The organism is Rhizobium rhizogenes NBRC 13257, from assembly GCF_000696095.1.
GTDB classification, from domain to species: Bacteria; Pseudomonadota; Alphaproteobacteria; order Rhizobiales; family Rhizobiaceae; genus Rhizobium; species Rhizobium rhizogenes.
In genome coordinates this window covers 90,485-110,553 of record NZ_BAYX01000002.1, presented here as the reverse complement: position 1 = coordinate 110,553, position 20,069 = coordinate 90,485, and the positions used below count along the sequence as shown (strand labels likewise).

At 60.5% G+C, this 20,069-nt stretch carries 23 protein-coding genes; 9 read left to right on the top strand and 14 right to left on the bottom strand.

The genetic code is table 11. The annotated features are described in order from the left end of the window. Positions 1-117 precede the first annotated feature (117 nt). Positions 118-540 carry a SufE family protein gene (locus RRH01S_RS04555; protein ID WP_007701901.1) on the top strand — a complete coding sequence of 141 codons (423 nt, stop codon included), beginning with the start codon at positions 118-120 and terminating at the stop codon, positions 538-540. A 72-nt stretch (positions 541-612) separates the two neighbouring features. Here RRH01S_RS04555 and RRH01S_RS04550 read toward each other — a convergent pair whose 3' ends face one another. The 9 genes from RRH01S_RS04550 to RRH01S_RS04510 form a co-directional block, all read right to left on the bottom strand. Then, positions 613-1,044, bottom strand: coding sequence for a Ros/MucR family transcriptional regulator (locus RRH01S_RS04550; RefSeq protein WP_007701904.1), 432 nt, complete (start codon positions 1,042-1,044; stop codon positions 613-615). Positions 1,045-1,579: 535 nt separating this feature from the next. Then, entirely contained in the window at positions 1,580-1,942 is a 363-nt protein-coding gene (mnhG, locus tag RRH01S_RS04545) for a monovalent cation/H(+) antiporter subunit G (protein WP_012651148.1), read from the bottom strand. Continuing rightward, positions 1,942-2,331 carry a cation:proton antiporter gene (locus RRH01S_RS04540; RefSeq protein WP_037223598.1) on the bottom strand — a complete coding sequence of 130 codons (390 nt, stop codon included), beginning with the start codon at positions 2,329-2,331 and terminating at the stop codon, positions 1,942-1,944. The genes mnhG and RRH01S_RS04540 overlap by 1 nt, the downstream gene beginning before the upstream one ends. Next, positions 2,328-2,801 carry a Na+/H+ antiporter subunit E gene (locus RRH01S_RS04535; protein ID WP_007701913.1) on the bottom strand — a complete coding sequence of 158 codons (474 nt, stop codon included), beginning with the start codon at positions 2,799-2,801 and terminating at the stop codon, positions 2,328-2,330. Before RRH01S_RS04535 ends, RRH01S_RS04540 begins: the two co-directional genes overlap by 4 nt. Beyond that, a complete protein-coding gene (locus tag RRH01S_RS04530; RefSeq protein ID WP_012651146.1) occupies positions 2,798-4,363 on the bottom strand; it encodes a Na+/H+ antiporter subunit D in 1,566 nt (521 codons plus the stop codon). The genes RRH01S_RS04535 and RRH01S_RS04530 overlap by 4 nt, the downstream gene beginning before the upstream one ends. Before the next feature lie 4 nt (positions 4,364-4,367). Beyond that, a complete protein-coding gene (locus RRH01S_RS04525; RefSeq protein ID WP_012651145.1) occupies positions 4,368-4,745 on the bottom strand; it encodes a Na+/H+ antiporter subunit C in 378 nt (125 codons plus the stop codon). Continuing rightward, positions 4,745-5,164: a Na+/H+ antiporter subunit B gene (locus RRH01S_RS04520; RefSeq protein WP_012651144.1), complete on the bottom strand. Its 420-nt coding sequence runs from the start codon at positions 5,162-5,164 to the stop codon at positions 4,745-4,747. Before RRH01S_RS04520 ends, RRH01S_RS04525 begins: the two co-directional genes overlap by 1 nt. Beyond that, the gene (locus tag RRH01S_RS04515) at positions 5,161-7,536 is read right to left on the bottom strand and encodes a putative monovalent cation/H+ antiporter subunit A (protein ID WP_012651143.1); all 2,376 of its coding nucleotides are present in this window, start codon (positions 7,534-7,536) and stop codon (positions 5,161-5,163) included. The genes RRH01S_RS04520 and RRH01S_RS04515 overlap by 4 nt, the downstream gene beginning before the upstream one ends. 148 nt (positions 7,537-7,684) lie before the next feature. Next, complete coding sequence (locus tag RRH01S_RS04510; protein WP_007701927.1) at positions 7,685-8,191, bottom strand: GNAT family N-acetyltransferase; 507 nt, start codon at positions 8,189-8,191, stop codon at positions 7,685-7,687. A 204-nt stretch (positions 8,192-8,395) separates the two neighbouring features. Between RRH01S_RS04510 and RRH01S_RS04505 the strand changes: the two genes are divergently transcribed. Further along, a complete protein-coding gene (locus RRH01S_RS04505; RefSeq protein WP_007701932.1) occupies positions 8,396-8,911 on the top strand; it encodes a hypothetical protein in 516 nt (171 codons plus the stop codon). Here the strand turns inward: RRH01S_RS04505 and trhA are convergent. Continuing rightward, the gene (trhA, locus tag RRH01S_RS04500; RefSeq protein WP_007701935.1) at positions 8,886-9,554 is read right to left on the bottom strand and encodes a PAQR family membrane homeostasis protein TrhA; all 669 of its coding nucleotides are present in this window, start codon (positions 9,552-9,554) and stop codon (positions 8,886-8,888) included. The two genes, RRH01S_RS04505 and trhA, sit on opposite strands and share 26 nt — an antisense overlap. A 331-nt stretch (positions 9,555-9,885) precedes the next feature. Here trhA and RRH01S_RS04495 point away from each other — a divergent pair, with 331 nt between their 5' ends. Next, positions 9,886-10,752, top strand: coding sequence for a VOC family protein (locus RRH01S_RS04495; RefSeq protein WP_042470159.1), 867 nt, complete (start codon positions 9,886-9,888; stop codon positions 10,750-10,752). 100 nt (positions 10,753-10,852) lie between these two features. Further along, entirely contained in the window at positions 10,853-12,025 is a 1,173-nt protein-coding gene (locus tag RRH01S_RS04490; protein ID WP_042470156.1) for an AI-2E family transporter, read from the top strand. 40 nt (positions 12,026-12,065) lie between these two features. Here RRH01S_RS04490 and RRH01S_RS04485 read toward each other — a convergent pair whose 3' ends face one another. Beyond that, complete coding sequence (locus RRH01S_RS04485) at positions 12,066-12,860, bottom strand: polysaccharide deacetylase family protein (protein WP_007701945.1); 795 nt, start codon at positions 12,858-12,860, stop codon at positions 12,066-12,068. 268 nt (positions 12,861-13,128) lie between these two features. Between RRH01S_RS04485 and RRH01S_RS04480 the strand changes: the two genes are divergently transcribed. Next, positions 13,129-14,040 carry a DnaJ C-terminal domain-containing protein gene (locus RRH01S_RS04480; protein WP_042470152.1) on the top strand — a complete coding sequence of 304 codons (912 nt, stop codon included), beginning with the start codon at positions 13,129-13,131 and terminating at the stop codon, positions 14,038-14,040. Between the two features lie 3 nt (positions 14,041-14,043). Continuing rightward, positions 14,044-14,376 (top strand): chaperone modulator CbpM, encoded by a 333-nt coding sequence (locus tag RRH01S_RS04475; protein WP_042470149.1) that lies wholly within the window; start codon positions 14,044-14,046, stop codon positions 14,374-14,376. Between the two features lie 6 nt (positions 14,377-14,382). Here RRH01S_RS04475 and RRH01S_RS04470 read toward each other — a convergent pair whose 3' ends face one another. Then, entirely contained in the window at positions 14,383-14,772 is a 390-nt protein-coding gene (locus RRH01S_RS04470; protein ID WP_042470145.1) for a DUF930 domain-containing protein, read from the bottom strand. A 293-nt stretch (positions 14,773-15,065) separates the two neighbouring features. Between RRH01S_RS04470 and RRH01S_RS04465 the strand changes: the two genes are divergently transcribed. Together RRH01S_RS04465 and RRH01S_RS04460 are read left to right on the top strand one after the other, a co-directional pair. After that, on the top strand, positions 15,066-17,159 hold the full coding sequence (locus RRH01S_RS04465) for a S9 family peptidase (RefSeq protein WP_042470141.1): 2,094 nt from the start codon (positions 15,066-15,068) through the stop codon (positions 17,157-17,159). Between the two features lie 21 nt (positions 17,160-17,180). Further along, positions 17,181-17,702, top strand: a complete 522-nt coding sequence (locus RRH01S_RS04460) for a DUF1697 domain-containing protein (RefSeq protein WP_042470140.1) — start codon at positions 17,181-17,183, stop codon at positions 17,700-17,702. A 12-nt stretch (positions 17,703-17,714) separates the two neighbouring features. Here the strand turns inward: RRH01S_RS04460 and RRH01S_RS04455 are convergent, their stop codons facing one another. Together RRH01S_RS04455 and RRH01S_RS04450 are read right to left on the bottom strand one after the other, a co-directional pair. Further along, complete coding sequence (locus RRH01S_RS04455; protein WP_007701965.1) at positions 17,715-18,092, bottom strand: VOC family protein; 378 nt, start codon at positions 18,090-18,092, stop codon at positions 17,715-17,717. Positions 18,093-18,104: 12 nt separating this feature from the next. Continuing rightward, positions 18,105-18,377 carry a type II toxin-antitoxin system ParD family antitoxin gene (locus RRH01S_RS04450; protein WP_007701969.1) on the bottom strand — a complete coding sequence of 91 codons (273 nt, stop codon included), beginning with the start codon at positions 18,375-18,377 and terminating at the stop codon, positions 18,105-18,107. A 93-nt stretch (positions 18,378-18,470) separates the two neighbouring features. Between RRH01S_RS04450 and RRH01S_RS04445 the strand changes: the two genes are divergently transcribed. Beyond that, on the top strand, positions 18,471-19,979 hold the full coding sequence (locus RRH01S_RS04445; protein ID WP_042470137.1) for a protein adenylyltransferase SelO: 1,509 nt from the start codon (positions 18,471-18,473) through the stop codon (positions 19,977-19,979). Positions 19,980-20,069: the final 90 nt, after the last annotated feature.

Here is a 20,069-nt window from a genome sequence, read left to right as displayed (position 1 = left end):
TCTCCATGAGAAGACGCCGTGAGCCAGCCCGTCGCTCACGGCGTTCTTTTTTGTCACGGGTTCAAATCATCGGCCATTTCACCTATATGCAAGCAGATAGACAATTGGACCGGCATAATGGCGACGCTTGAGCAGATCATTGAGGATTTCTCCTTCCTGGACGACTGGGAGGATCGCTATCGCTATGTGATCGAGCTCGGCAAGATGCTGCCGGACCTGCCGGAAGAAAAACGAACTCTGGAAAACAAGGTGCAGGGTTGCGCCAGCCAGGTCTGGCTCGTGACCCATGCCTCGGGTGATCCGGAAAATCCGGTGCTGACCTTCGAAGGCGATTCCGATGCCCATATCGTACGCGGGCTGGTGGCCATCGTCCTTACCACCTATTCCGGCAAACCGGCGGCCGAGATCGCCGCGCTCGACGCGCTCGACGTCTTCGGCAAGATCGGCCTCGTCGAACATCTTTCCTCGCAGCGCGCCAATGGATTGCGCTCGATGATCAGGCGCATCCGGGAAGAGGCGAGAGTCCGGGCCGCCGCATAGGTTTCTATGCGCGAAGGCAATAAAAAACCCGGCTCGAAAGCCGGGTCTTTTCGATAGCGTCCAGTCGAGACCTTACCGAGCGCCGCGCTTGCGGCGCTGACCGAGGCCCATTTCCTTCGCGAGACGCGAACGGGCTTCGGCATAGGCGGGCGCAACCATCGGATAGTCGGCCGCCAGATCCCACTTCTCGCGGTATTCTTCCGGAGAAAGACTATGGTGGGTCATCAGGTGACGCTTCAATGACTTGAAGCTGCCGCCGCATTCCAGGCAGGTGATCTGATCGTCCTGTACTGATTTACGAACGGATACCGCCGGCTTCTGCTTTTCAACAACGGTAACGGCGGGTGCCGGAGCCGAAGTGCTGCTCAAGGCGGAATGTACGTCGGAAATCAGATTCGGAAGGTCGGTGACCGGGACTACATGATTGCTGACATAAGCCGCCACGATGTCGGCGGTCAGCTCAACCAGCAAGTCCTGGCCAGTGCCAAGGGCCGTATCTGTCATTATCTTCTCCTGTTCATCGGCTTGCTTACCGTGTCACGCCTCCACTTGAGCGCGTAAGACACAGCATTCACATGATCCGCGCATAATCCTGTCGAAAACCATTTTGATTTTCGGGGCCCATGCACTGGGCAATCCGCGCAAGCGCGCATCGTCCATATTCGTAGCGGTCATCGGCAAAAAACGGGGCATTACATGCCAAAGTGCCGACAAAACGACATCCACCCCTAGATGTCGTACGACGAAACCCGTTTCTATACCGCCTGATGATAGAATCAGTGATGACGGAGATAGGTCCGTCAATCCTTAACCGGAAGCAAGTTTTGCCCACCGTTGCTTGAAAGAAAGATCAGAACATTGGGCACTTAAATCCGGCCGAGACTAACTCAACATCAGAACTCTACTTGAATGTGAATTAGCACTCTTTATCCAAAAGTCCAGTTTTTAATTGTATCACTTACTGGCAAAATTCTCATCTATTAAAAATAGGTAACTTACAACTAGAATTGTATTCCTCTTCTAGCAATCCTTGCGTTTGTTAGCCCTTCGTTTTGTAAGGGTGCCTTGCCATCTGATCCTTCATTAAATCGTCACGCACAGACGGCGGCGTCAGCCGGTGGCCAGCCTTGTGGGCGGCCCGCGCAAGGAGGTGAGCCGCAATCGGCGCGGTCAAGACGAAGAAAAGGAAGCCGGCCAGCGCCCGTGCCAATATGGACAGATCCTGCGAATGAACACCGACCGCAAGTAGCAACAGACCGGAGCCGACCGTGCCAGCCTTCGAGGCGGCGTGCATGCGGCTATAGAGATCCGGTAGGCGGATGATGCCGATCGCGGCGACCAGCGCGAACATGGCACCTGCCAGGAGCAGGAAGGCGACGATGACGGCTGCGATCAATTCCATTACCGCCCTCCCTTTTTGCTCCGGCTATCCTTACGGGCCTTTTTACTTGCGGTAGGCTTGGATCCGCCCTCCGCCGTAAGGACCGGCGAGGTTGACGGCTCGTTTCCATTTGACGCACCATGGCTCAGGATGAACCGAGCAAAGGCGACGGTGGCAAGGAAGCCGACAAGGCCGAGTGAAATGGCGATATCGATGTAGAGGGTGAAGCCGGTCTTGATGGCAATGACGGCGATAAAGCCGATGGCGACCGCCACCAGCATATCGAGCGCCAGCACCCGGTCGGGCAGCGTCGGACCGACCACCACACGATAGACGGTGAGCAGAAAAGCCAGGCCGAGAATGCCGAGCGCGATCATGGCGGCGGCGGAGACGACGGACGCGGCGATCATCGGAAAGCCTCCAGTATCCGGCGCTCGAAACCCTCGGCGATGCCACGCTTCACCGCCTCCGGGTCGGAACAGTCGAGCGCATGGACATAGAGCGTCTTGCGGTCATCGGAGACGTCGACTGAGAGCGTGCCGGGCGTCAGCGTGATGAGATTGGCAAGGAGCGCAATCTCGAAATCGCGATCGACGGTGAGCGGAAAGGCGAAGATGCCCGGCTTCACATCCATCTTCGGGCTCATGACCGTGACGGCAACGGCCCAAGCGGATTTCGCCAGCTCGCACAGGAATAGGAGAAGCAATGCCAGAATGCGCCTGACGCGGCCAAAATACAGCACGCCGCCATAAGGCTCCCGCACGATTGCCAAGGCTAGTGCGGAGAGAATGAAGCCGAACACCAGATTGAGGAACGAGGCGCTACCGGTGATCGCGGCCCAGACAATGGCGAGCAGAAGGTTGAAGACGAACAGGATCATTGTGCCCCTACCCCTCCCGGAAAGACCGAATGCAGATAGGCGGAGGGATCTTCGAGGCCGCCGGCTGCGCGTTGCGTCAGATACAGGAGCTGTTCGGGAAACAGGCCGAAGCCGATCACCAAGGCGGCCAACGCCAGGATCGGCAAGCCTGCCTGCCAGACGATTGGCTCCGGCGCGACGGCGTCTGGCTCGGTTCTCGGACGCCAGTAGGCGAGCAGGAAGATACGGCCAAAAACGATGGTGGTGAGGAAGCCGGTCAACAGGATCGTTGCGGCAATCCACCAGGCGCCGGTGTCGAGCGCTGCCTTCACCAGGATGACCTTGGGCCAGAAGCCGGAAAACGGCGGCAGGCCGCAGGCGGCGAAAAACAGCACCAGCGAAAGGCCGGCGAACCAGCCGCTTTGCCGATAAAGCCCGCCGAGCGCGGAAAGCGAGAAGCCGCCGCCGAGGCGTGCAGCCTGGCCCGCCAGCAGATAGAGCGCCGTCATCAGCACCATGGAATGCAACGCATAGAAGATCGCGCCGCTGAGGCCATCGGCACTGCCGAGCGCCACGCCTGCCAGCATCGTGCCGATGCCCGAGATGACCACATAGCCAAGCAGGCGGCGGAAATCGTTCTCCCCAAGCGCGCCAACCACACCGGCAAGCATGGTGGCGATGGCGACGATCGTCGTGATCGGGCCGAGCCCGGCGCGCTCGACCGGCAACAGCATGACCAGCACCCTGATCAGCGCGTAGATGCCGACCTTGGTGAGCAGGCCGGCGAAGAGCGCCGAGACGGTGATGCGCGGCGTATGATAGGAGGCCGACAGCCAGAAATTGACCGGGAAGGCCGCAGCCTTCATGCCGAAGGCGAGAAGGAAGAGCCCGGCAAGCGTCATCAGTGGCGCCGTGTTGCCGGGCGCCCTCGCCTTCATCGCGATATCGGCCATGTTGAGGGTGCCGAAGATGGCATAGAGGTAGCCGACGGAGACGAGAAACAACGTGGTGGCGATCAGGTTCAGCACCGCATATTTCAACGCGCCGTCGATCTGCTCGCGCTCCGAACCGAGGATCAGCAGGCCGAAGGACGAGATCAGCAGCACCTCGAACCAGACATAGAGATTGAAGACGTCGCCGGTGAGGAACGCGCCGCTGACGCCGGCAAGCAGCAGCAGCAGGAAGGGGAAGAAGCCATAGCGACGGCCGCTGGTGGTGATTTCGCCGAGCGCATAGAGGCTCGCCGCCAGCGCCACGACCGCCGCCGTCAGCGCCATGATCGCACTGAAGAGGTCGACGCTGAAGGCTATGCCGAAAGGCGGGAGCCAGCGGCCCATGACCATGGTTATCGGCCCATCAATGGCGACCTTGCGGAGCAAGGCTGCATCGACCAACACCAGCAGGACCAGGCCGGGAATGGCGATCCAGCCGTGCCACGCCGTGCGGTCGCGCAGCATCATTAAGATCGCTCCAAGCCCGATGCATAGCGCCACCGGCAGGATGACCAGCCAATGCGCCATCTCGACCGGCGCGGTCACCAGCGCGGCGGATAGATCGACAGCGGTATTTGCGGGTGCCGCCATGTCGCTAATACCCCAAAGGCGGCATCGGCCGCTCGTCCGGTTCCGCCACCCGCATCTCGCCGGTATTGTCGGTCTTGAGATCCTGATAGGCCCGGTAGGTCAGAACCAGGAGGAAGGCGAGGAAGGAGAAGGAAATGACGATCGCCGTCAGGATCAGCGCCTGCGGCAGTGGATTGGCGGCATCCACGCTCAGCGTGTCGGCGCCGGCCGGAATGATCGGCGGCACTTCGCGCGTCACCCGTCCGGCTGTGAACAGCAGCAGATTGACGGCATTGCCGAGAATGGCGATGCCGAGCATGATGCGGATCGAGAACCCCGATAGCATCAGATAGATCGCGACGGCGAAGAACAGGCCGACGAGGCCGGCGAAGACAGCCTCCATCACTCCACCTCCCGCTCTTCGAGCGCCAGCGCGATCGAGGTGATCGCGCCGACGACGACCAGGTAGACGCCGATATCGAACAGCATGACGCTGGAGAGCGGCACTTCGGCGCCAAAGAGATGCGGATAGATCCACAGCCCGGTCATAAAGGGCACGCCGGAGAAAATCGACAAGAGCCCGGCAACCGTCGACGCCAGCAGGCCGAAACCGGCGATTGCCAGCGGATGGAAAACGATGGCGCGGCGCACCGCCGAGACACCGCAGGCAATGCCGTAGATCGCAAAGCCCGATGCCGCGATCAAACCGCCGATGAAGCCGCCACCGGGCTCGTTATGGCCGCGCAGCAGCACGAAGACGGAGAAGAGCAGTATCAAGGCGGTCAGGAACGGCGCGGCGGTGCGGAAGATCAGCGTGTTCATCGGCGCTCGGCCTCCATCTTCTCTTCCAGGTCCGGATCATTGGCCGCGAGCTTGCGTTCGCCGCCGGCGCGGATGCGGATCAGCGCCAGGATGGCAAGGCCGGTAATAGTGACGACGGCGATCTCGCCAAGCGTATCCGTGCCGCGGAAGTCGACGATGATGACGTTGACCACATTGGTGCCATGGGCGATCAGCTTGGAATATTGATTGAAGAAGGCGGTCAACGTCAGGTCGAAGGGCGCTTGTGTCGCCTTCAGCAACAACAGCCCGAAACCGAGGCCGCAGGCGGCGGCAAGCACCGCATGCAAAAGCATCTGCAACGGCGGGCGGCGATCGGAGGCGGAAAGGCGCAGCCGCGTCATCACCAGCGCCAGGATGACGACGGAGAGCGTCTCGACCATGAACTGGGTGAAGGACAGATCCGGCGCACCAAAGAGCAGGAAGATGACGGCGACGGCAAAGCCCTGAATGCCGAGCGACACGATCGCCGTCAGCCGGTCACGCGCCATAACGACGGCTCCGAGGCCGATGATGGCGATGAGGAAGATCGCTGCTTCATGCCATTGCATGTCGGGCCATGAGGGCATGGCCGGCAGCTCGCCGTAGAGCACCGGCGGCACCAGCAGCATGGCGGCAAGGCAGAGGAAGGTCACCGCGATATAGATTTCCAGCCGGCCGGGCTGCAAGACACGCGAGACGGCATGCGACAGGCGCACCAGCCCGGAGATGAAGCCATCGAAACCGCGATCAGGCCCCGGCCCGAGGTGGCGCAGCACCACCGACATCAGGAAGCGGGCGCGGTCGAGCTTCCAGTAGACGAAGACACCGATCAGCGCGGTCAGAGCCGACAGCAGCAAAGGCACACCGATATGCGGAACGAGCGAGACCGATACCTCCATTGCCTTGCCGCCGACGGCGCTCGCCATCGGCGAAGAGATATAGGCATGCCAGAAGCCGGAGAGCAGCGCCGCGATCAGGCCGAGAACGGCCAGCATGACCGGACCAAGCCAGAGCAAAGGCGGTGCTTCATGCGGATGTCTGGGCGTCTCGACGCGCGCGCCGAGGAACGGCTTCAGCGCTACGGCGAAGGCGATGGCGAACATCAGTGCGTTGCCAGCGACCGCAATGATGGTCAGGGCAATCGACCAGACGGAAGCGTCGGCCAGCGCGGTATAGATCTCCTCCTTGGCGAGGAAGCCGAAGGCCGGCGGCAGACCACCCATCGAGACCGCCGCGACGATTGCTGCCGCAAACGTCAGCGGCATGGCGGCGCGCAGTCCGCCTAGGCGGGTGATGTCGCGGGTTCCCGTCTCGTGATCGACAATGCCGGCGACCATGAACAGCGCGCCCTTGAACAGCGAATGCGCTACCAGATAGAGCACGGCCGCCTCGATCGCATAATCGGAGCCGAAGCCGGTCAACAGCACCAGCAAGCCCAGCGAAGAGACCGTCGTATAGGCAAGCTTCAGCTTCAGGTCCGTCTGGCGAATGGCGAGCAGCGTGCCCACCAATAGCGTCGCGGCGCCGAAGAGCGGCAGGATCGTCTGCCAGGCCATCGTGCCGCCCATCGCGGGATTGAGACGCATCAACAGATAGACGCCGGCCTTCACCATCGTCGCGGAATGCAGATAGGCCGACACGGGCGTCGGCGCTTCCATGGCGTTCGGCAGCCAGAAGTGAAAGGGAAACTGCGCCGACTTGGTAAAGGCACCACCGAGGATCAGGATGAGTGCGGCAAGATAGAGCGGACTTTCACGCAAAACGCCGCCGGCCCTCAGCAGGCCGGACATGTCGGCGGCCCCAGTGATCTGCCAGATCAGCAACAGGCCCGCGAGCAGCAACAGCCCTCCCCCGCCGGTAACGACCAGCGCCTGTAGCGCCGCCCGCCGCGCCGCCTCGCGCTGATGATCGAAACCGATCAGCAGGAACGAGGTGATCGAGGTCAGCTCCCAGAAGACGAACAGCGTCAGGAAACTGTCCGACACGACGAGGCCGAGCATCGAGCCCATGAACAGGAAGATGAAGGAAAAGAAGCGGCCGAGGTCGACATGGCCCTTCAGATAACCACCGGCATAGAGCACGACCAGCGCACCGATGCCGGTGATCAGCAGCGCGAAGGTCAGCGACAGGCCGTCAAGCAGCCAGGAGAAGCGCAGACCCAAACTGGGCACCCAGTCGAAACCGCCCTGGACGGTTTGGCCAGCAGCGATGGAGGGGAGAAAGCCGGCAAAATGCAGAAAGGCGAGCGCGGGAAACAGTGCCAGCGGCCAGGCCGCATTGTGGCCGAGATAACGGACAGCCGCCGGCGCGATCATTGCACCGAGAAAGGGCAGACACAAAGCCAGGAATGTCAGGCCGGTGACACTGGCCATGTCTTCTCCCTGCTGAACAATTGCGCGGAATCCGGCAAAGCCGAAACACTACCCTTGGGATAGGCCAAAGGCCTGATGGTCTCAAGCCCTGCGGGAGAAAACCCGGACTTAACCCACTGAAATCATTTTTTCGGCATGAGGGGCTGGATCAAGTTGGGATGCGCAATTCCATGCAGGTCAGATCCAGCCAGCGACCGAACTTGGTGCCCACTTCGGAGAATTGCCCGGCGATGCGGAAACCAAGCTTTTCATGCAGGCGGATGGAGACAGCGTTGCCGGTCTCTATGGCGGCAATCATGACGTGGACATTGCCCTTGGCGGCGCAGGCGACGAGTTCGCGCAGCAGGCCCTCGCCGATACCGAGACCACGATGATCCTTGTCGACATAGATGGAGTTCTCGACCGTATGGCGATAGCCGTCGAAGGCGCGCCAATCGCCGTAGGAAGCATAGCCGGCGACCTTGCCGTCCTTCTCCGCGACAACGACCGGGAAGCCCCGCGCCCTGCGCGCCTTGAGCCACTCGATACGGTTGTCGACATCGACCAGCGTGTCGTTCCAGATCGCGGTCGTGTGCACGACGGCGTGGTTGTAGATCTCGCAAATCGCCGGCAGATCGGCCTCGATGGCGTCACGCAACAGCACGCCTTGGTCCATAATCGTCGTCCAATTGTTTATGAGACAGAGTGCGGCATTACTCCGCGATATTTATCAAGTAAATCCACCATTCCTGCATGGCTCGCAATCAAGCTGTAACGAATTCGCGCTATTTTTCGGTCATCCTGAGAATCACTATGGAATTTCTGCTGAAAAACGCGCTATTCATAGCTGGTTTGCAGATCTCGCCTCCCGGAAAACACAATGCTCGCGCGATTGACCGCCCTTCTGTTTCTTTCCGTCGTGCCGGCGCAAGCCGCCGACTGGTGGTCCTATGACAATGCGCGCTTTGGCTATGCGATTGAACTACCATCGGAATTCCGCCTGTCCGCACGAAGCGACGATGGCAACGGGCTGACGCTGACGCCGGCCGATCAATCGGCGCGGCTGCTGATTTTCGGCGCCAACACCCTCAACGGCGACTTTTCCTCGGAAGCAAACATCCGTGTCGCGCGCGCCAAGGATGAAGGATGGCAGATCTCCTATTCGAAATCGACCTCGCGCGGCATCAGCTTCTCAGGCACAAAACAGGGCCACATCATCTATGTGCGCGGCGTTGCCCTCTGCAATGGCGCCGCTGCCTTCTTCCAGATGGATTATTCGAAGGCGGCCATGCAGCGCTATGACGCCGTCGTCATGCGGCTGGTGCGCAGCCTCCACCCCACGAAGAAATGCGCGCCGACGACGCAAGTCGTCAAAAGCTTCCCGGTGACAGGCTGAAGCAGGTGAACACCGCCGAATAATGCACGGCGGCGGCTGAGATGACGAAGCCGTGCCAGATGGCATTCTGGAAACGCAGCTTCTCCCAGACATGAAAGATGACGCCGAGCGAATAGATGATGCCGCCGATCACGATCAGCATCATCGACGCCGACGGTATATGCATGGACACGGGCTTGGCGACCAGCACGCCGCTCCAGCCCATGGCGAGATAGAGCAGGATCGCCAGCCGATCGTAACGGCCGGGAAAGAAACATTTCAGCGCGATGCCGCAAGCCGCGAAAACCCAGAGGGCGATCAACATCGCAAACAACAGCGGATCGGCCGAGCCACGCTCAAGGAATGGCGTATAGGTGGCGGCGATCAGCACGAAGATGGCGGAATGATCGAAGCGCCGCAAAAACCACTTCATCCGCGATACCGGCCAGAGATTGTAGGTGAAGGACATGGCAAGGGTCAGAACCAGGCCGACGCCATAGATCCAGGCAGCAGCGATCTCGCCGTGGGAGCTCCACACGGTCGCATAGAAGATCAGCGCGGTCGCGCCGATCAAGGCAAAGACCACGCCGACGCCGTTGACGATACCGTCGGCGATTATTTCATATCGATCGTAGGCCCAACGAATGCCTTTGAACTCGGCCATCTCTATATACGTTCCAATTCCATATCGGCATCAATCGTGGCATCTCGGAAGCATCCAGGCAACCGCGTTCGACCGGCATATCGGTAAATCTTCGTGAATGGCGAGACGCGCAGGTGAAATGGTCCGTCAACGAATTGCGAACGCTCAATCCGCAATTTCTGGCCTTCTGTGAACAATCGAAATCCGCCATATACAAGGCCAAGTACAGCAGGCCAGAGGATCTCTAAAGAGGCATATCGACCGGCGACAGCTCTCACGCCTGCCATTGACGGCGATTTCGCCGCCTTCGCCGGTTCCTCTTTCTTCCGAACATCGAGGTTGGAATAAGCCCATGACCGAAACCGCCCTTTCCTATGCGCTGACGCGTCCCTCCTATGTCGGCCAGTCGCATCTTGTCGTCACCGATCTTGCGCTGGTGTCGCGCTTCTATCAGGACATATTGGGCTTGAAGGTCGTCGAAAAGACCGCGAGCGGCGAAGTGCTGGGCGTTGCCGGGCAGCCGCTGCTGACGCTGACGACGGATCGCGCCGCCACGCGCGCGCCGCAGACGGCGGCCGGTCTCTTCCACACCGCCTTCCTGTTGCCCAACCGTGTCGAGCTTGCCCGCTGGCTGCGGCATGCGGCGCACAACAATGTCGCCCTCGAGGGTGCGTCCGACCATATCGTCAGCGAGGCGATCTATCTTTCCGATCCGGAAGGCAACGGCATCGAGATCTATGCCGACCGGCCGCATGAGCAGTGGACATTCCATGGCGACGGCACGGTCGAGATGGCGACACTGAGGCTCGATCTGCAGAAGCTTTACGAAAGCGCACCGCAGGATCGCTGGGACGGCATGGCCGACGGTTCGGCGATCGGCCATATCCACCTGCAGGTCGGCGATGTCGAGGAGGCAAATGCCTTCTATCGTGACGTGCTTGGAATGAAGGTGATGGCGGCGCGTTATCCCGGCGCGACCTTCCTTGCAACCGGCGGCTATCACCATCACCTCGGCGCCAACACCTGGAACAGCCGCGGCGCCGGCGTCCGCTCCGAACACATGACCGGCCTGTCCGACTACACGCTGCGCTTCAACGACAGGCAAGCCCTCGGCAAGGCGGTTACCGCACTCGACGCGCACGAGATCAAGACGGAAAAGCGCGACGGCGGCGTTTCGCTGCGCGATCCCTGGGGCATTGGGCTGAATTTGATCGCCTGATCACAACCACAGATCGACAATCCAAAAGACCCGTTCCGGAACCGGAACGGGTCTTTTGCGTTTGCATACCGAGGCGATGGGCCTTCGGGGATTGTTTTGGATGGATATTGCCAAGGGCACAAGCAAGCAGGAGCGCAAACAGGCGCTGAAACGCGAGGAGCGTTCCAGCGCCTGGGTGGAGGCGTTGCGAGCGGACACCGAGCAATTGGGCAGAGCAACGGCTGAAACGCCCATCGAGAAAAGCGGGCTGGATATCGCCTCCGCCTGGGCTCTCATCGGCATCTTCCTCATCCTGGCGCTGGCAGGCATCTACATGATGTCGATCATTCTGATCCCGGTGACGTTGGCTGTCGTCGTCGGTATGATCCTCGGCCTCGCGGCGGAAAAGCTCAGCAAGTTCGGCGTTCCGCGCATTCTCAACGCCGTTCTGCTGTCATCGGCTGTGGCGTTGGTCATCTTCCTGTTCATCAATGCGCTTGCCGGACCGTTGGCGCGGTTGGCACAGGAAGGCCCCGACGTCTTCCAGCGCACAGTCGATCGACTGATGCCATTCCTCGAGCGGATCAAATGGCTGCACATCACGCCGCAGACCTTCGAGAGCGGGCCGATGTCGATCAATGTGCTGCTCGAGAATACCGGTAATGTGCTGCATCTTGTCACTAACAGCCTGACGCCGGCCATTGTCCAGGGCCTGATCTTCTTTGCCGCCTTGATGCTCTTTCTCGCCGGACGCGCCAGCCTGCGCAAGACGCTCATCATGACTTTTGTCAGCCGGACGTCGCGATTGACGGCAATCCGCATCATCAATGCGGTGGAGCAGGTCCTCGGCTTCTATTTCGCCACGGCGGCGCTGATCTATGCCGGTCTCGGCATCATCATGACCATCATCGCCTATGCCGGCGGCTTGAGTGCGCCGATCCTCTGGGGCGTCTTCGCCTTTCTCTCCAGCTTCATTCCCTTCCTTGGCATCGCAACGATGACGATTGCACTGGCGATCGCCGGCATCATCACCCATGATGACATCATCTTCGCCCTTGCGCCTGCCGTCGTCTTTTTCTCTATCCATCTCGCCGTGGAGAATCTTGTGTTTCCGGCGGTCATGGGTCGGCAATGGGAGCTCAATCCCTTTGTCGTCTTCCTCGCCATTATCTTCTGGACGTGGATGTGGGGCGCCGTCGGCGCCATGCTCGCCTTGCCGCTATCCTTGGTCGTGATGACCGTGGTCAACGAGTTATTCATCGAGGAAAAGGTGCAGCCGCAATTGCCTGAGTAAAAGTTGTCGGCAACCTCATGATTAGCCGCCGCTCGCCCACTCAGTTCGTGGTGTCGTCATCGCCCTGTTCGGGAATGTCCTGCAATCGGACGAACTGCACGCCCTTGGCCTTCAGCGCCAGGATGCTCGCAGCGACCCCTTCGCCGGCTGCATGGGTCGGCTGGTTGATATGGGAGATGATGACATCGCCATCCCTGGCGGAGGCATATTGCTTTTCCACCATCTTGGCCGGCAGCAGCGAACCGCTGTCGCCGTTCACGGAATAGCCGGCAATGCGATAGCCCATGCCGCGGATCTGAGCGATCGCCGAGAGGCTGTATTTCGCCGTTGCGCCCCGGAACCAACGTGGCTGCGGGATACCGGCGGCAAGCATGGCGTCGGCGCCACCCTTGACTTCCTGAGCAACGGCCTGCGGTGAACCGGCAGCGGCAATGCCATAGACCTTGGTCGGGATATCCACAGCGGGAATATGGTTCTGGCCGTGGTTTTCCAGCTCGAAGAGGTCGGGATGAGCGAGGAAGGTGGCGAGTGCGTCGGGATTGGTCCGCAGCCAGCGGGCGGTGACGAAGATCGTCGAGGGAATGCGCTGATCGACGAGGGTGGAGAGGATCCGCGGATCGGTCTTACCCATGCAGGCATCGAAGGTCAGCGCAATACGCGGAGCACCCTTGCCGGCGCGATTGACGTGCAGGTGCGGCTCGACCAGCTTGACGTTCGAAGCAGACGCCTTCGGCGGCAGCGGTGGCCAGCCGGCGGGCGGCGTCTCCTGCTTGGCAGCGAAAGCAGCCGGTACGGCGGCAAGCAAGAACGCGGACGTCAGCAGAAAGCGGTTCATCAGTATCCACCGGTCAGATCGAGCGAAATCAAATTTGGCGGAAAAAGCGCGCGGTTGCCATAGGGCCTTTCCCTTTGCGCCCGCCATCCTCCGGCAAGGCGACGGAAATATGGCAATTTGCCGGCAAGGGGCCATTTCCGTTCACAAATGCGCCTATAACCGCTCTACCCCAGTCGCGGCATCGATGCTCCTCATTTATGATATCATTGATACCAGACCGACCTGCTACTATTTGCATATTTTCCTGTGCTCCCAAAGGGAACCATCCATGAGCCGCGATCCCTATGACATTCTGGGCGTAAAACGGGACGCCCCGCAGAAAGACGTTCAGAGCGCCTATCGCAAGCTCGCGAAAAAACTGCACCCCGATCTCAATCCCGGCGACAAGCAGGCCGAGGAGAAATTCAAGGAAGTCTCCGCGGCCTACGGCATCCTCGGAGATGAGGACAAGCGCGCGCGCTTCGACCGCGGCGAGATCGACGGTAGCGGCGCGGAGAAGCCGCCCCGCAACTATTATCGCGACTACGCGGCCAACGAGGGCCAACGCGGTCCGTATCGCAACGCTGGCGGCTTCGCCGATTTCGGCGATACCGACGATGTGCTGTCCAGCTTCTTTTCACGTCGCAGCCGAGGCCAATCCGGAATGCAGGGTCAGGATCGTAAATATTCCATGGAGGTCGACTTTCTCGACGCCGTCAACGGCACGAAAAAGCAGATCAATCTGCCGGACGGACCCGCGCTCGATGTGCAGATACCGCCGGGAACCAAGGATGGGCAGACGCTGCGCCTGCGCGGCAAGGGCGATCCCGGTTTTGGCAGCGGCGCGCCAGGCGATGCGCTGATCGAGGTGCATGTGCGTCCGCATCGCTTCTTCACCCGCGATGGCGACGATATCAGGCTGGAATTGCCGATTTCGCTGACCGAGGCGGTGCTCGGCGGCAAGGTTCGTGTACCCACACCCTCCGGCCCGGTGACAGTCACACTTCAGCCGAACTCCAACACCGGCAAAGTCTTGAGGCTGAAGGGCAAAGGCGTGCCCGTGCGTGGCAAGGACGCCGGCGACGCCTATGTTTCACTGAAGATCGTCCTGCCGGACGCGCCGGATGCCGAGCTTACCGCTCTTGTTTCCGATTGGCAGGCCGGCAAGACGCATGATCCCAGAAAGACCATGGGAGGCTGAGCCATGAACGAGAGCGAGTTTCGTCTGCGCCTCGAGATCGATGTCACGGTGCTGGAAGTCTGGATTGGCCAGGGCTGGCTCATTCCAGAAACCACGGAAGAAGGCCGGCATTTCCGCGATGCGGATCTCGCCCGCGGACAGTTGATCCTCGATCTGCTCGACGCGATGGGCCTCAATGAACCTGGCGTCGACCTGGTCATGGATCTGGTCGATCAGCTTCATGGGCTGCGATCGACATTGCGCGAACTGACGGATGCCGTCTCCCGCCAAAGCCCCGATGTGCAGGAGCATATCCTCTCCGAACTTGACCGCCTGGAGCGTCATGAACGGCGCTGAAAGCTATTAATCGTAGAGATAGTATTTCTGCCAGCTGTCGCGCGGCACCTTGTCGCCGATCTGAAAGCTGAGATTGCGCACGTCAACATGCTCCGCGTCGGTCGTGCACTTATAGGAGAGATGATACCAATCGCCCTTGCTGCGGAAGACGGCGCCGGGAGCATTCATCGAATCCGGCTCCATGTTGGGATCGCCGAAGGTATAGGCGATGACCTTGTCCGGCTTGAAGCCGGTCTTCTCGGTGCCGATCCGCTTCATCGCCTCCGCATCGCAGGCCTGCTCCATCCGCTCGGAAGGATCAAGCTTTTCCAGCTCCTTCTTCATGGTCGCATCGACGGCGAGCGCCGAGGTCGCGATGGAGGCCAAAGGCAGGAGAATGGCGATGAACTTCAGCATGAAGACCGGTCCCTCATTTGTTTGTTTTCCGGGCTGGCTGCGTCTGCTCCACGGGGGAAAGCGATTCTAAGAAACACTTACTATCGACGCGACGCTAAGCGGACTTCGTTAAAGAATGTGGTCACATCAAGGCAACCTTGTGCGCGACCTTCTATCATCGTCAGCTCGACCCCAAGGTAGGATCATCCGCTTGCACGAGGCTTGAGCCGGCAATTGCCGCTTGAACCTCGGCCAAGCGCCCTCTATTTCTCTTTCATCGCATACCCGACTTTCAGCCCAGAGAAAGCCCTTCAGTGTCTTCATTCAAGAACCTCCCCGCCCCGCCCGCCGCGCCGAAAAAGCCGGTTACGGATACGCGCCACGGCATCACCCGCAGCGACGATTACGCCTGGCTGCGCGCCGACAACTGGCAGGCGATGTTCAAGGACACCTCGATCCTCGATCCGGAAATCCGCACGCATCTGGAGGCCGAGAATACCTATATGAACGCCGCCATGGCGGATACGAAAGAGCTGCAGAAGCTGCTGTTTGCCGAGATGAAAGGCCGCATCAAGGAGGATGACAGTTCCGTGCCGGTCAAGGACGGTCCCTACTCCTATGGCACGCTGTTCGTTACCGGCGGTGAGCAGCCGCACTACTTTCGCGAGGCGCGCGACGGCGGCGAACGCAAGCTGCTTCTCGACGGCGACAAGGAGAATGAGGGCAAGTCCTATTTCCGCCTCTCCGGCATCGACCATTCCACCGATCACAGCCACGGCATCTGGGGCTATGACGACAAGGGCTCGGAATATTTCACACTGAAGGTCCGCAATCTCGACACTGGCGAGGACCTTGCCGACGTGATCGAGAACACCGGCGGCGACGGCGTCTGGGCGCCAGACGGCAAGAGTTTCTTCTATACGCTGCAGGACGAAAACCATCGTCCGTCGAAGATCTTCCATCACATTGTCGGCACACCGCAATCGGAAGACCGGCTGATCTACGAGGAAGAAGATTCGGGCTTCTTCATGGGCGTCGGCGGTTCGCTGCTCGACGACTACATCTTCATCGACATCCACGATCACGAGACCAGCGAATACCGCCTGATCCCGACGTCGGACCTGACGGCCGAGCCGAAGCTGGTAGCCGAGCGCGACACCGGCATCGAATATGAGATGACGGAAGGCGGCGACGTCTTCTACATTCTCACCAACGACGGCGACGCCAAGGATTTCAAGATCATGGAGACGCCGGTCGACAAACCAGGCAAGGAAAACTGGCGCGATGTCGTGGCCCACAAGCCGGGCAAGCTGATCCTCAGCCATATGGCCTATGCCCGCCATCTCATCTGGCTGGAGCGCAAAGACGGCCTGCCCCGGATCGTCATCCGCGACCGCGTCTCCGGCGAAGAACATGCGATTGCCTTCGATGAGGAAGCCTATTCGCTGGGCCTGCAGGGTGCCGCCGAATACGATACCGACGTCATCCGCTTCTCCTATTCCTCGATGACGACGCCGAGCCAGCTCTACGACTACAACATGGTGACGCGCGAGCGCAGCCTGTTGAAGACGCAGGAAGTTCCCTCCGGCCACAATCCGGACGACTACGTCACCCGTCGCGTCTTCGCGCCGGCATGGGACGGAGAAACGGTGCCGGTCACCCTTCTCTATCGCAAGGATACGCCGCTCGACGGCTCAGCACCCTGTCTGCTTTACGGCTACGGCGCCTACGGCGTCACCATTCCGGCCGGGTTCAACACCAACTGCCTGTCGCTTGCCGATCGCGGTTTCGTCTATGCCATCGCCCATATCCGTGGCGGCAAGGACAAGGGCTTTGCCTGGTACGAAGACGGCAAGATGGACAAGAAGACCAATACCTTCAAGGACTTCATCTCGGCGGCCGACTATCTGAATCAACAGCAGTTCACGTCCTACGCGAACATCATCGCCGAGGGTGGTTCGGCCGGTGGCATGCTGATGGGTGCTGTCGCCAACATGGCACCGGAGAAATTCGCCGGCGTCATTGCCGCAGTACCCTTCGTCGACGTGCTCAACACCATGCTGGACGACACCCTGCCGCTGACGCCGCCGGAATGGCCGGAATGGGGCAATCCGATCGACAGCAAGGAAGAGTATGAGCAGATCGCCGCCTACAGCCCCTATGACAATGTCGGCGAAAAGCCCTACCCGCCTATCCTGGCACTCGGCGGCCTGACGGACCCGCGCGTCACCTATTGGGAACCGGCAAAATGGGTCGCCAAGCTGCGTGAGAAGACCACCGGCGACGCGCCGATCCTGCTGAAGACCAACATGGATGCCGGCCATGGCGGTGCCTCCGGTCGCTTCCAGCGCCTGGAGGAGATTGCCTTCGAATACGGCTTCGCTATCAAGGTCGCCGGCAAGATGTAATCGGGATTGCGGGAGGAGCCGATGCCGGTCCATGTCGCCCTGCTGCGTGCCGTCAATGTCGGCGGCACCGGCACTCTGCCGATGGCGGAGCTGAAAACGCTTTGCGAGGAGATCGGCTTTACGGATGTGAAGACCTATATCCAAAGCGGCAATGTGCTCTTCCGTTCGGATGAAGATGAGGCGGCGGTGCGGGCGCGCCTGGAAGAGGCATTGGCACGCAAGATGGGCAAATCACCGGGCGTGATCCTGCGCAGCCGGCAATCCCTGGAAGCGGTGGCCGAAGGTTCGCCCTTCCCGCATGCCAAGCCGAACTACCTGCTCGTCGTCTTTCTTCCCGAAGCTGCTCCGGCCGATGCTCTGGACAAGCTTGTGGCACCAGGCGGAGAAGAGGTGCATGTCGCGGCTAAGGAAATCTATATCCACTATCCCGACGGCTCCGGCCGCTCGAAACTGAAACTGCCGGCGCTGAAGCTTGGGACCGCGCGGAACCTCAATACGGTCAGGAAACTGGCAGAAATGGCGCGGGAGATGGAAAAGGGCTAGGAACGCTTTGCATCATTGCGCGGGGGCTCGCCAAGGAGGATCGATACGGTTCGATCCGGCGAAGTAAAGGATGACGCGATTTCCACCGGGATCGAATAGCTCGGCCTCGCGCCAGAGCCATTTTTTATCTTCCGGCCCGCTTGTGAAGTAAATATCGGAGGCTCTGAGAGCATCAACCGTTGCGTCGAGATTGTCGCATTCGAAATAGACGGTTGTTCCGCCGCCGCCCTTTTCGCCCTGATGCAAGGAAAGGGTGCTTTCTCCGTCTGGGCAGACAAAACGCGCATACCGGGGACGAGCATCAACGATCGGCTTGAGACCTAGGGCACAATAGAAATCCCAGCCGGCGTTCAAATCCGGCATCGTGACCGTCACCTGGTTTAAGCGCACAATCAGTACCTCCTACTTCGAGCCAAGCTCGGCCTCTCGAGCATAGGCTTCGAAATATTGCATGACTTCCTCCCCGGTCAAATTTGGCCTCGGATCATCCAGCGATGCCTGGACCTTCTGCCGGATCGCCGCGATCCGTTCCTGATATTCTTCCTCTTCCCGTAGCCAGACCCGGACGGCCGCGCGCAGGACTTCGCTGGTCGAAGCGTAGGCTCCGGCATCGACGCGGCTCTTGATGGCGGCGACCATTTCGCTGGGAAGTGAGATGCTGAGTTTCTCGTTCATGACAAACTCTATCCTTAGTGGGAGAAAGTAGGATAACTTCCTACTGGAGACAAGCGCCTTGCACCGCATCCCCGCCGGCCCTACCTTAGACTTATGAGCTCTTTTCTCCACGACAGTCCGGTGCTCGAGGCACCGCCCATCCCATTCGACAATAGCTACGCGCGCCTGCCGCCACAGTTCTTCGCGGAACAGGCGCCGACGCCAGTTGCGGCACCGCGGCTGATCAAGTTCAACTCGGTGCTGGCATCCGAGTTGGGGTTGGACGCCGAGGTTCTGGAGCGGGATGGAGCGGCGATCTTCTCCGGCAACGCGCTGTTGCCTGGTTCCCAGCCGCTCGCCATGGCCTATGCCGGCCACCAGTTCGGCGGCTTCGTGCCGCAGCTTGGGGATGGTCGGGCAATCCTGCTCGGCGAGGTTATCGATCGCAACGGCAGGCGCCGCGACATCCAGCTCAAAGGAGCGGGGCCGACGCCGTTTTCGCGGCGCGGCGATGGGCGGGCAGCCCTCGGGCCTGTATTGCGCGAATATATCGTCAGCGAAGCGATGTTTGCGCTCGGCATTCCCACGACACGGGCGCTGGCGGCAGTCACCACCGGCCAGCTGGTCTACCGCGAAGAGGCGCTGCCCGGCGCGGTCTTTACCCGCGTCGCTGCAAGCCATATCCGTGTCGGCACCTTCCAGTATTTTGCGGCCCGCGGCGATACGGACAGTCTGCGCATGCTCGCCGACTACGTCGTCGACCGACATTATCCGGAAATCAAGGATCGCAAGAACCGCTATCTCGCACTGCTGGAAGCGGTGGCCGACCGGCAGGCCGCCTTGATCGCCCGCTGGCTGCATGTGGGCTTCATCCATGGCGTGATGAACACCGACAACATGACCATTTCCGGCGAGACGATCGATTTCGGCCCCTGCGCCTTCATGGACGCCTATGATCCGGCCACCGTCTTTTCCTCGATCGACCGGCAAGGGCGCTATGCCTATGCCAACCAGCCGGCCATCGGCCAATGGAATCTCGCGCGGCTCGGCGAAACATTGCTGCCGCTGATCGATCCGACGCTCGATACTGCCGTCGAACTGGCGAATGGGATCATTAAAGCTTATGGCGAGCGCTTCCAGACGTATTGGCTTGCCGGTATGCGCGCCAAGATCGGTCTCGCAACGGAAGAAGACAGCGATCTCGATCTGGTCCAGTCGCTGCTGGCGGTGATGCAGGAACAGGAGGCGGATTTCACCCTGACCTTCCGCCGGCTTGGTGTGCTTGCCGCAAGCGTCGACAACGAGGCTGCCTTCACCGCGAGTTTCAAGGATCCGCTATCCGTCGCGCCCTGGCTCTCGCTCTGGCGCGAGCGGCTGGGCCGCGATCCGCAATCGCCGGCCGCGCGTGCAAAGGCGATGCTGGGCGTCAACCCGGCCTTCATCCCCCGTAACCATCGCATCGAGCATGCGATCGCGGCTGCCGTCGAGGAGGATGATTTTTCGTTGTTCGAGGCGCTGCTGGCCGTGCTGGCCAAGCCCTATGAGGACCAGCCGGCCTTTGCGCCCTATGCCGAGCCGCCACGGCCGGCGGAACGGGTGCTGCAGACCTTCTGCGGGACATAGCGAAAGCCGGGCGCGGAGCCTCAGGATACCGCGCTATTCATCGCCTGAACTTCTCGCACCACATGAAGGCGATGCGATCCTGATTCACAT